The sequence below is a fragment of the Paenibacillus dauci genome (assembly GCF_000971985.1).
In the GTDB taxonomy this organism is placed as follows: Bacteria; Bacillota; Bacilli; order Paenibacillales; family Paenibacillaceae; genus Saccharibacillus; species Saccharibacillus dauci.
The window spans coordinates 476,448-487,815 of the sequence record NZ_KQ040798.1 but is presented as its reverse complement, the minus strand read 5'-3'; the positions used below and the strand labels follow the sequence as shown (position 1 = coordinate 487,815).

General features: G+C 45.9%; 10 protein-coding genes. 7 read left to right on the top strand and 3 right to left on the bottom strand.

The features are described from left to right. Positions 1–161: 161 nt before the first annotated feature. On the bottom strand, positions 162–1,085 hold the full coding sequence (locus WH46_RS02160; protein ID WP_046225527.1) for a TIGR01777 family oxidoreductase: 924 nt from the start codon (positions 1,083–1,085) through the stop codon (positions 162–164). A 420-nt stretch (positions 1,086–1,505) separates the two neighbouring features. Between WH46_RS02160 and WH46_RS02155 the strand changes: the two genes are divergently transcribed. The 4 genes from WH46_RS02155 to WH46_RS02140 all read left to right on the top strand — a co-directional run bounded on the left by WH46_RS02155 (position 1,506) and on the right by WH46_RS02140 (position 5,045). Then, positions 1,506–2,624 (top strand): deoxyribonuclease IV, encoded by a 1,119-nt coding sequence (locus WH46_RS02155; RefSeq protein ID WP_046225526.1) that lies wholly within the window; start codon positions 1,506–1,508, stop codon positions 2,622–2,624. A gap of 607 nt (positions 2,625–3,231) precedes the next feature. Then, positions 3,232–4,128, top strand: a complete 897-nt coding sequence (gene purU / locus WH46_RS02150) for a formyltetrahydrofolate deformylase (protein WP_046225525.1) — start codon at positions 3,232–3,234, stop codon at positions 4,126–4,128. Between the two features lie 218 nt (positions 4,129–4,346). Then, a complete protein-coding gene (locus WH46_RS02145; RefSeq protein WP_017811491.1) occupies positions 4,347–4,616 on the top strand; it encodes a hypothetical protein in 270 nt (89 codons plus the stop codon). 108 nt (positions 4,617–4,724) lie between these two features. Continuing rightward, positions 4,725–5,045 carry a hypothetical protein gene (locus WH46_RS02140; RefSeq protein WP_046225524.1) on the top strand — a complete coding sequence of 107 codons (321 nt, stop codon included), beginning with the start codon at positions 4,725–4,727 and terminating at the stop codon, positions 5,043–5,045. Positions 5,046–5,201: 156 nt separating this feature from the next. Here the strand turns inward: WH46_RS02140 and WH46_RS02135 are convergent, their stop codons facing one another. Next, positions 5,202–5,636, bottom strand: a complete 435-nt coding sequence (locus WH46_RS02135) for a hypothetical protein (RefSeq protein WP_052714080.1) — start codon at positions 5,634–5,636, stop codon at positions 5,202–5,204. A 231-nt stretch (positions 5,637–5,867) separates the two neighbouring features. Between WH46_RS02135 and tkt the strand changes: the two genes are divergently transcribed. Together tkt and ppnP are read left to right on the top strand one after the other, a co-directional pair. Continuing rightward, the gene (gene tkt, locus WH46_RS02130) at positions 5,868–7,925 is read left to right on the top strand and encodes a transketolase (RefSeq protein WP_017811488.1); all 2,058 of its coding nucleotides are present in this window, start codon (positions 5,868–5,870) and stop codon (positions 7,923–7,925) included. A 138-nt stretch (positions 7,926–8,063) separates the two neighbouring features. Beyond that, positions 8,064–8,375 carry a pyrimidine/purine nucleoside phosphorylase gene (gene ppnP / locus WH46_RS02125; RefSeq protein ID WP_046225523.1) on the top strand — a complete coding sequence of 104 codons (312 nt, stop codon included), beginning with the start codon at positions 8,064–8,066 and terminating at the stop codon, positions 8,373–8,375. A 370-nt stretch (positions 8,376–8,745) separates the two neighbouring features. Here the strand turns inward: ppnP and WH46_RS02120 are convergent, their stop codons facing one another. Next, positions 8,746–9,642, bottom strand: coding sequence for an NAD(P)-dependent oxidoreductase (locus WH46_RS02120; RefSeq protein WP_017811486.1), 897 nt, complete (start codon positions 9,640–9,642; stop codon positions 8,746–8,748). Positions 9,643–9,979: 337 nt separating this feature from the next. Between WH46_RS02120 and WH46_RS02115 the strand changes: the two genes are divergently transcribed. After that, complete coding sequence (locus WH46_RS02115; RefSeq protein WP_017811485.1) at positions 9,980–11,335, top strand: glucose-6-phosphate isomerase; 1,356 nt, start codon at positions 9,980–9,982, stop codon at positions 11,333–11,335. The last annotated feature ends 33 nt before the right edge of the window (positions 11,336–11,368 follow it).

The window sequence follows — 11,368 nt, the reverse complement described above, 5'->3', positions numbered from 1 at the left end:
AACTCAGAACTCAGAACTCAGAACTCAGAACTCAGAACTCAGAACTCAGAACTCAGAACTCAGAACTCAGAACTCAGAACTCAGAACTCAGAACTCAGAACTCAGAACTCAGAACTCAGAACTCAGAACTCTATTTGCATTTTAATAAAGTTACCGGATAGTCAGGCATGTGAAGGTTCCGAGCTTTTCTTTCCTTCCAGATCGGCAATTGCTGATTCGATAGTCGGGAATTTATAAGTAAAACCGTGATCCAGGGCTTTCTGGGGAATGACACGCTGTCCCTGCAGCAGGACGACCGACAATTCACCCAGAACCGGCTTAATCAGCAGAGATGGTACATGGAACCAATGTGGACGATGCAGTACTTTACTTAGTGCAGTACCCAGTTCGGCATAACGTACCGGTCCCGGACAAGAAGCATTGACCGGTCCACTGACTTCTTTGTTCATCACGCAGAAGTCGATCAGTCTCACCATGTCATCGATATGAATCCAGGACACCCACTGCTTGCCGGAGCCGATCTTGCCACCTGCATACATACGATATGGCAGCGTCATCAGAGGGTATACACCCGCGTCTTTGCCAAATACCAGACTGACCCGTAGCTTGATCAAGCGTACCTCCTTGATACTATCGGCTACAGCTTCCCATTGTTCCGCCAGGCTGGAAGGGAAGTTCATCGTTCTCCGTTCACTGCTTTCGTCAAATGTCTCTTCCTGGGAAGTACCATATACAGCCATGGCACTGGCCTGCACAACGACTTCCGGTTTGCGCTCCAGCTGTTCCAGCGTTTTGGATACAATATTAACCGTACGCATACGCGATTCTACCAGCTCCAGCTTGGTCTTGGTGCTCCAGCGCTGATTGAGCGATTCGCCCGCCAGATTAACGATGGCATCTACACCTTCCAGCTGCTTGGGATTCTGCTCCATATCTTCCCAGGTAATGTATTTGATTGCTGGATCCGTTTTTTTGTCTTTGGTAATTTTGCGTGTGACAATGGTAATCTGATGCCCCTGCTGCTGCCAAAAAGGCACAAGATGACTTCCTACAAATCCGGTACCACCACATACGACAATATTCATAAATGGGCCTCCTCGGTAAAATGATTTACTATTTATATGGATTAAGAAATACAGGGGAAGTCAGTCAATCCGTTGTTGTCATACACCCTGTTCTTAAATACATCCTGTGATACCTGTTATTCGTACATCTGCTTTCGTCTAAAATACATATCGATTCAGTAAACAGTCACGATAAGATTAGGACAAAAATACATTCTACTCATTATTAACCATTATCCGTCACTGTGCTCTGCTAAAATAAATCCAGCGTAGTTTAAACTTGCTTTTCAACAAGTCTTTCTACATTTTCTACACATTTCCTGTAGGAGCATCGCGTATCTTAATCAAGTATTCATCGCATCATTCTAGATTTATTTATCTATTCACGTTAAAATAGGTTGGATTCGCGAAGAACAGGCATACTTAAGGGGGAAATTTATCGTGTTGAAAATAGGTTCCCATGTATCATTTTCCAGCAAGGGACTGCTGAGCGCAGCTAATGAAGCGGCTGAATATGGATCAAGCTCATTTATGATATATACCGGTGCACCGCAAAATACGCGCCGCAAACCAATGGATACGATGTTTATCGAAGAAGGCAAAGCCAAAATGGCAGCTAACGGAGTAGAAGAGATCGTTGTCCATGCTCCATACATTATCAATTTGGGTTCTTACAAAGAACATACGTATGAGCTGGCTGTGAACTTTTTGCAGGAAGAGATTAATCGTACCCATGAAATCGGCGTACGCAATATTGTGCTGCATCCGGGAGCATTTACGGATATGGATGCCGAATACGGAATTAAGCGTATCGCTGCCGGACTGGAAGAAGTGCTGGCAGGGGTAAAAGAAACCGATGTGAATATCGCGCTGGAGACCATGGCAGGCAAAGGAACCGAAATGGGCCGCAGCTTTGAAGAAATCGCCAAAATCATGGAGCTGGTACCGCATAACGAGAGACTCAAAGTATGCTTTGATACCTGTCACACCCATGATGCAGGATACGATCTGATTAATAATCTGGATGGTGTACTGGAAGATTTCGACCGTATTGTTGGTCTGGATCGTATCACGGTTGTCCATGTGAATGACAGCAAAAATCCGGTAGGAGCGGGCAAAGACCGCCATACACCTATCGGTTCCGGCTGGATCGGTTTTGAAGCTCTCAATCGTCTGGTTAATCATGAGAAGCTGCAGGGTCGTCCATTTATTCTGGAAACGCCTTGGATCGGCAAAGATGCCAAAAAGCAGCGCCCGATGTATGAAGTAGAAATCGCATTGCTGCGCGGCGATTTGTCTGGGCGTTTTGGTAGTGGATTTGTAGAAGATGTCGAGAAAATGCATCATTTCTTCGAAGGTCAGGGAATTGAAGCACGCTCTTATGTATTGGATACCTGGGCTGTACTCAAAAACGATGCAAAAGCCCGCAAAGCCGACCCACGTGAGCCATTGGAGCGCATGTACGATCTGATTACAGCAGATGGACTGTTTGAAGAAATGAGCGAAGAGCAGATTAATCTGCGACTGATCGCTTTTCTGGCAGGTAAGCAGGTTCTGTAAATCACTATTTGGCAGAACCTATTTTACAGAGTCCTAAAGCAGCAGGTCGGAATGAAGAGTCACAATAAAAGCTGAAATTCAGAACAAAAGCATATACAGGATATAAACCCGGTATACAATAAGTCAGAATCAAAAGAATCAAAAGAATCAAAAGAATCAAAAGAATCAAAAGAATCAAAAGAATCAAAACCAATAGTTAACTCCCTGGGAAACAAAATGAGGTTGGAATCATTTGTTTCCCAGGGGTTATTTGCTTTATGTAGTATATATTCAGACAGCTACTTTTCTTGATGAAATTTTATTTTCTATCCAGAACACCATATGAATGGATTTTACATACAACCTTGTCACAGCATCATTACTAATGAAATAAATCCCGCTGCATGTTGTTGATCCCTTTAATAAATAGCACCAGAATAAATTTGTTTACTTTCCAGCCTGGATCACATAGATTGTAATATAAGATATTTTGGAATATCCGAAAATTTAAAAAACAGGCTATGGTCCGCAGGATACTTTATCGTGGGGAAGCTGTAAAGTCGGGATGTGTTTTTCTGTAGAAAAATCACAGTCCTGTGCTGTTATTCAGAAGGAGGAAATCCATAACATGGAAGTACATGTAAAGCAAAATCAATCAGTGCGCGAACAGCAGGATAATCGTGCACGCATGCTGATCTCATGTCCGGATGGACCGGGAATCGTATCGGCGGTATCGCGTTTTCTATTCGAGCATGGAGCGAATATTGTGCAGTCCGATCAGTATACGATGGACCCTGACGGCGGCATGTTCTTTATGCGTATCGAATTTGATCTGCCGGAGCTGGCTGTTAATCTGACCAGTGTAAAGCAGGACTTCGAAGAGATTGCCGAACGTTTTCAGATGAAATGGGTGATCAATGAAGTCAGCCGCAAAAAGAAGCTGGCTATCTTCGTATCCAAGGAAGATCATTGTCTGGTCGAGCTGCTCTGGCACTGGCAGGCAGGCGATCTGGACGCAGATATTGCCATAGTGATCAGTAACCATAATGATATGCGTAACTATGTGGAATCTTTTGGCATTCCATTCCATCATATCCCGGTCACAGCAGATACCAAACAGGAAGCCGAGCGTAGTCAACTGGAAGTCATTGGTTCAGATATTGATCTGATTGTACTGGCCCGTTATATGCAGATCATATCGCCCACCTTTATTGAGCATTACCGCAACCGGATCATCAATATTCATCATTCGTTCCTGCCAGCCTTTGTCGGCGGCAAGCCGTATGCCCAGGCATACAATCGTGGAGTGAAAATTATCGGTGCTACGGCTCACTATGTAACCGAAGAATTGGATGGCGGTCCGATTATTGAACAAGATGTGCAGCGTGTCAGCCATCGCGATAATGTAAATGAACTGAAACGTATAGGGCGTACGATTGAACGTGTCGTATTGGCACGTGCAGTGCAGTGGCATACGGAAGATCGTATTCTGGTGCATCAGAACAAGACGGTAGTATTTAACTGAAGCGGTTATTTATTTCGAAATATGCCATTGCAGAAGATAAATAGTGATGAAGCCATCCTTATGTTGAGGGTGGCTTTTTATTTTGGAAATCAGGTTCTATCTCAAAGTAGGTATATACAGAAATACCAGGATACAAACAATCGCATCATTAAATTTACTATTATGGAATAATATGGTATATTGTATGCGTAATCATCATTATTAAAGGAGAGGATATAATGAAAATTACTAACATTGCTGTAGGTTCGCTATTGTCCATGGCTTTATTGGCAGGAGGAGTCTCTGGATTGGCTGCTCCAGTTTCTGCAGCAGTCTCTTCATCTCCAGCTGTCAGTACTCCATCAGCCAGTAAATATGTGACAGTTCGATTATCAACCAACCCAGGTCCGACTTATTATTATAACCAAGGGGGCTACTCGGGCACATTGTCTTACATTGCACAGGATAGCAGCGGTTATATCTTTGGCGGTTATGTATATTCCAATTAAGTTATACCTGCTTGAACTATAGTATGGGAAGAATACTTATGTTAAACCGGCTAAGAAATGAAGCAATAAGCGAGCTTTTCACTACAGGCAACCAAAGGAGAAATTGTAATGAAAATAGCTAAAATAGCTAAAATAGCTAAAATAGCTAAAATAGCTAAAATAGCTGCTGCTTCTGTACTTACTGCAGCGTTAATGTCAGGAGCATCTTCTGTATTTGCTTCATCACCGGTATCGGTATCTGCTGACTCGCCAGCCATTGCGATGACTGATCAATCTAAGCCAGGCAGTAAGTATGTCACATTACGTTTTAATAGCGATCAAGGACCAACCTATGCGTATAGCGATGCAGAAGGATATGTAGGTACACTCAGATTTGTGGAACGTAGTGGAGTAGGATTTATTTATGCGGGAAATGTATTTTTTCAATAATCATTAATGTATCAAAAACTCCTTCCTTGGCTGGAGCACCATCGCCTGAGTAAAAAGGCATGAGTATCCTGCATAAAGAAGGAGTTTTTGTGCTGCTTTCTTAACGCGCCGTTAATATTGATATGTTACGGTAGTTGGATATGATGGCAGTGAATATCATGTTGCAGCCGACCTACGGCGCAGATAGCAATAACCGAATATCCCCAGTACAATCCCATATAGTACATGTCCGGCTAGCCAGTACATATAAGCGATCATATCATTCACCGGCGGTACCCGGTCAGACAGCAATGCCAGCGGGAAAAATAACAGGGACGAAGCAGCACCGATCAGTAGCCCACTGATCCATGGATGAGGCCAGCGGGTTATCCATATTCTATAAAGGCAGCCGAGCACAATGGCTACAGCCAAATGCAGTCCGAATTCCAGCGCTTCAGGCAGACGATCCGGCAGTGCGGGAACAAAATCAATATTCAGCAGCATCGTATATACCCCCGAACTGGTCAACTGCTGAATCCATTTCAAAAAAAATCCCAGCACCATCCCGCTGACAAGACCTGCAACAATCCCTTGCAGCATATATCTTTTCAAAATGTCGTCCTCCTCTTTTAGTGGATAGGATATTGGGTATAAATACAAAGGAGTGAAATAACGATATGGTAAACTGCCGAGACAAGTGTTACAATGGACGAAGGGTTAATAAGTCAAATTGAAAGACTCAACAAGAATCATTTCATTTGAGATCATTGCATAGATGAATTTGTATCAGATGAAATAGGGTCTGAGCACCTCGCTTTACCAAGAAGAATGAGGAGGATTAACATGACTGACAAGAAACAAGAGCAAGAACAAAGCATTAGCCAATCCGGCAACTCCAACGTGGACAATCTCGCGATCTCCACGATCCGTACACTCTCGATCGATGCGATCGAAAAAGCAAACTCTGGACATCCAGGTATGCCAATGGGCTCCGCACCAATGGGCTACCAGCTGTTCGCTAAAACAATGACACACAACCCGGCTAACCCTACATGGGTAAACCGTGATCGTTTTGTACTGTCTGCAGGTCATGGCTCTATGCTATTGTACAGCCTGCTGCACCTGTCCGGCTACGGTCTGGAAATGGATGAAATCAAACAATTCCGTCAATGGGGAAGTAAAACTCCAGGTCACCCTGAGTATGGTCACACTGCTGGTGTTGACGCTACAACAGGTCCTCTGGGTCAAGGTGTAGCCATGGCAGTAGGTATGGCGCTGGCTGAATCCCACCTGGCGGCAACTTATAATAAAGGCAACGCTAACGTAGTCGACCACTTCACTTATGCAATCTGTGGCGATGGCGACATGATGGAAGGCGTAGCAAGTGAAGCAGCTTCCATGGCTGGTCACATGAAACTGGGCAAACTGATCATGATGTACGATTCCAACGATATTACGCTGGATGGTAAAGCAGGTCTGTCCTTCTCCGAGAACGTAGAAGACCGTTTCAAAGCTTACGGCTGGCAAGTACTGCGCGTAGAAGACGGTAACGATCTGACTGCACTCGCAGCAGCACTGGAAGAAGCAAAATCCGATACTTCCCGTCCAACACTGATCGAAGTGAAAACAGTGATCGGTTACGGTAGCCCGAACAAACAGGGTATCGGCGGCCACGGTGGTACACACGGTTCTCCACTGGGTTCTGCAGAAGCCAAACTGACCAAAGAATTCTACGAGTGGACATACGAAGAAGATTTCTATGTACCGGATGAAGTTCGTGAATACTTTGCAAAAGTTAAAGAGCGTGGCGTTGAAGCCAACAAAGCATGGGACGAAATGTTTGCTGAATACAAAAAAGCAAACCCTGAGCTGGCTGCACAATTTGAATCGGCATTCTCCGGTAACCTGGCTGATGGCTGGGACAAAGAACTGCCATTCTACGGCACTGAAGACAAAGCAGTATCCACACGTGTTGCTTCCGGTAACGCTCTGAACGGTCTGATCAATGGTGTACCTCAACTGGCCGGCGGTTCTGCTGACCTGGAGAGCTCCACAATGACTCACCTGAAAGGTCTGGAAAACTTCACACCTGAAACACGCGATGGCCGTAACATCTACTTTGGTGTACGTGAATTTGCAATGGCAGGGGCAATGAACGGTATTGCACTGCACGGCGGTATCAAAGTATTCGGCGGTACGTTCTTCGTATTTACCGATTACCTGCGTCCGGCAGTACGTCTGGCTGCTCTGATGGGTCTGCCTGTAACATATGTATTGACTCACGACAGTATCGCTGTTGGTGAAGATGGTCCTACACACGAACCAATCGAACAACTGGCTTCCCTGCGCATCATTCCAGGTCTGACTACAATCCGTCCTGCGGATGGTAACGAGACATCTGCTGCATGGGCTCATGCTATGGAAAATAAAGGTGGTCCAATTGCGCTGGTACTGACTCGTCAAAACCTGCCAATCCTGCCTGGTACAGTAGAAGGCGTACGCGAAAACATCAAAAAAGGTGCTTACGTTGTATCCGACGCTAAAGGCGGACAACCAGCAGTACAAATCATCGCAACAGGTTCCGAAGTGCAGCTGGCTGTTAAAGCTCAAGAAGCACTGGCAGCTGAAGGCATCGAAGTACGCGTTGTCAGCATGCCAAGCTGGGAACTGTTCGAAAAACAAGATCAAGCTTACAGAGATTCTGTTATCCTGCCAGATGTTAAAGCTCGTCTTGCTATCGAGATGGCTCAAACATTCGGTTGGGAACGTTATGTTGGCGACAAGGGCGCAATCCTGGGTATCACTACCTTTGGTGCTTCCGCTCCTGGCGACCGCGTAATGGCCGAATACGGATTCACTGTAGATAACGTGGTACAAAAAGTTAAAGGACTGCTGTCCTAATATCGTTTAACCTTAAAAGGTGCAGAAGTGGCCCAGCGCCACTCTGCGCTTTTTTCTAATCCATATTGCAGCATCGTTTGTGGCAAGGCGGGGATACCCGGTGTTTTCCATTTGATCATAGGGGAGCGGTATAAGCGGATGAGTCAATTTGAACAGGTTACAGTAATCAAGGAAGCCAATATTTACTATGAAGGCAAGGTAACGAGCAGAATAGTTTTGCTGCCGGATGGCAGTAAAGTCACGTTGGGCATCATGATGCCGGGCAGCTATGAATTTGGAACCGATCAGCATGAGACGATGGAGATTCTATCCGGTCAGCTGTCGGTTCAGCTGCCAGGTTCAGAAGAATGGCTGCATATTGATGGACAGTCTACCTTTGAAGTACCTGCTAATACCAGATTCAAGCTGGAAATCAAAACGGTGACCGATTACTGCTGCTCGTACTCCTGATTCGTTGAGCTCAACAGCAAAGGGCTGCAGAGGAGTACTTTATTGAAGATGACTGCAGGAAGATAGGTATTCAAGCAACACAAAAAGCAGAGTCACCATACAAAGTGCACGCATGTGCGTTTGCTTGATGATTCTGCTGAATGTTTGCTGCGGCTTGATTCGTGCTGCCTGCTGTAATGGCATATGAGAGGTAACAGCGTCTATGCTGTATCTCATTGGCGCCGATGTCTTCAGGCTTTATAGTAAAGTATATTTGTGCCATGCCATCGCGGTATATTCCAGCAGGGGGCTGTGCAGAGAAAGCGATCTTCGGATCAGCATCTATCTGCCTGGTCGAATCCGGAGGAATATACAACGTGCATGAACAAGATTACAGAGACTTGCCGTTGATCGTCTGACCGATCCATTCTTCGTAGCATCTGGCGATAACGGATAGATCATCATCACCGTATCCTTTGGACTGACCCGTCTGGAACAGGCTTTTGGCCAGATTCAGCATGGGAGAAGGAACACCGTTCTTGTCATTAAGTGCCGAGGCGAGCTTGAGATCCTTGAGCATCAATGCGAGAGAGAACTGGTTGCTATAGTCGCCGTCGATGATTTTCTGGCCCTTCAGTTCAATCGTGCGGCTGTTGGCAGCACCATTGCGGATCAGCTGCAGAAATGCGGAAGGGTCGATGCCGCCTTTGGAAGCGATAGCGAATCCTTCAGCCAGTGCTACAGTATGAATGCCGACCATTGTATTATGGGCGAGCTTGGCAGTAGCGCCGCTTCCGTTCGGCCCCATTGGAATAACGAGTCGTCCCAGTGTATCGAATACGTCCTGATGAGTGTCTATCGCTTCGGGATTGCCGCCTACCATGAATACCAGCGTGCCATCGATCGCTGCAGGCTTGCTGCCGGTTACCGGCGCATCCAGATAGATGCCGCCGCGTGCATGAACATCGGCAGCGATTTCTAGAGCCAGTGGCGGAGAGACCGTACTGCAATCCATGACAGTCAATCCTTGCTGCACGGCAGCAATAATACCATTTTCACCTTGATACACTTCATAAATGGAAGCATCATCGCTAACAATGGTGATCACCATATCTTGTCCTTCGGCAGCTTCGCGCGGCGTATGTACCTGCCGTGCACCCTGCTGAACAAGGGATTCCGCCTTGGCTGCGGTGCGGTTATAGACCGTCAGTTCGAAGCCTTTTTTGATCAGGTTTTCTGCCATTGGCAAACCCATGGTACCCAGACCGATAAATCCGATTTTTTTCATAGCATAGTTCCTCCGTCTCTTTATGTAATCCAAAGTATGCCTGTTCTGCCAGTTGCCGGGATGCTTGCAATACGGCAATCATCCGGTCATACTTAAAGCAGAAGTGGCCTGACCCGTTAAGTGTAGCATGATCGACAGCCGGGTGGGTATAGGCAGGCGATGGATCGTATATACAGAATTGCTGAGGATTCATTTGCTGTCAAAGGTGTCATCCGGTATTCGGTCAGGGTACATATTCAGGTAGGCCATATAGGGCAGAACACAGCATCATGCAGCAAACCGATCCTCTCAAGGGTCGGAGTATGCAAATAATTTATTTTGGGAGGGTAACAATATTATGTCTAAAAAAGTGAAATTTGATTACAGCAAAGCTCTTTCTTTTGTCGCTCAACATGAAGTGGATTATTTTGCAGAGCCGATTCGTCTGGCTCACGAACAACTGCACAATGGTACTGGCGCAGGCTCCGACTATCTGGGCTGGATCGATCTGCCTACGAATTATGACAAAGAAGAATTCGCACGCATCCAAAAATCGGCTGCTAAAATTCAGAGCGACTCCGAAGTACTGATCGTTATCGGTATCGGTGGTTCTTATCTGGGCGCACGCGCAGCGATCGAGATGCTGACGCATTCCTTCTATAATGTACTGCCAAAAGACAAACGCAAAACACCGGAGATCTACTTTGCCGGTAACAATATCAGCTCTACTTATGTAAATCATCTGTTGCAAGCTATCGAAGGCAAAGACTTCTCCGTAAACGTAATCTCCAAATCCGGTACAACAACAGAGCCGGCTATTGCTTTCCGTATTTTCCGTGCGGAACTGGAGAAAAAATATGGTAAAGAAGAAGCTCGCAAACGCATCTACGCTACGACTGACCGTGCCAAAGGCGCACTGAAAACACTGGCAGATGCCGAAGGCTACGAAAGCTTCGTTATTCCTGATGATGTTGGTGGACGCTACTCTGTACTGACACCAGTAGGTCTGCTGCCTATCGCAGCAGCTGGTGTAAACATCGAAGAAATGATGCAGGGCGCTGCTGATGCTGCCAAAGAATACAGCAATCCAAATGTTGCCGAGAACGAAAGCTACCAGTATGCAGCAGTTCGTAACGCACTGCACCGCAAAGGTAAAGCGATCGAAATCCTCGTAAACTACGAGCCATCTCTGCACTTCGTATCCGAATGGTGGAAACAGCTGTACGGCGAGAGCGAAGGTAAAGACTTCAAAGGGATCTTCCCGGCAGCTGTTGATTTCTCGACAGATCTGCACTCCATGGGTCAATTCATTCAGGATGGAAGCCGTAACATCTTCGAGACCGTTATTCAGGTAGAAGAAGTTGCTAGCCACATTACGATTGAAGAAGATCCGGAAGATCTGGATGGTCTGAACTTCCTGGCAGGCAAAACACTGGATTTCGTTAACAAAAAAGCATTCCAGGGTACACTGCTGGCACATACTGACGGACAGGTGCCTAACCTGATCGTTAATATTCCGGACCAGACTCCATATTCCTTTGGTTATCTGGTGTACTTCTTCGAAAAAGCTTGCGGTATCAGTGGATACCTGTCCGGCGTGAATCCATTCGACCAAGAAGGCGTAGAAGCTTACAAAAAGAACATGTTCGCGCTGCTGGGTAAACCAGGCTTTGAAAAGCAAAAAGCGGAACTGGAAGCGAGACTTTCCGAGTAATCATAGAAGATTTTGCATAAACCTGTGAGAAGC

Coding starts and splice junctions, on each gene's coding strand:
- ppnP (WP_046225523.1), top strand. CDS start 8,064: ATGAGTCAATTTGAACAGGTTACAGTAATCAAGGAAGCCAATATTTAC.
- WH46_RS02140 (WP_046225524.1), top strand. CDS start 4,725: ATGAAAATAGCTAAAATAGCTAAAATAGCTAAAATAGCTAAAATAGCT.
- purU (WP_046225525.1), top strand. CDS start 3,232: ATGGAAGTACATGTAAAGCAAAATCAATCAGTGCGCGAACAGCAGGAT.
- WH46_RS02120 (WP_017811486.1), bottom strand. CDS start 9,642: ATGAAAAAAATCGGATTTATCGGTCTGGGTACCATGGGTTTGCCAATG.
- WH46_RS02115 (WP_017811485.1), top strand. CDS start 9,980: ATGTCTAAAAAAGTGAAATTTGATTACAGCAAAGCTCTTTCTTTTGTC.
- WH46_RS02160 (WP_046225527.1), bottom strand. CDS start 1,085: ATGAATATTGTCGTATGTGGTGGTACCGGATTTGTAGGAAGTCATCTT.
- tkt (WP_017811488.1), top strand. CDS start 5,868: ATGACTGACAAGAAACAAGAGCAAGAACAAAGCATTAGCCAATCCGGC.
- WH46_RS02145 (WP_017811491.1), top strand. CDS start 4,347: ATGAAAATTACTAACATTGCTGTAGGTTCGCTATTGTCCATGGCTTTA.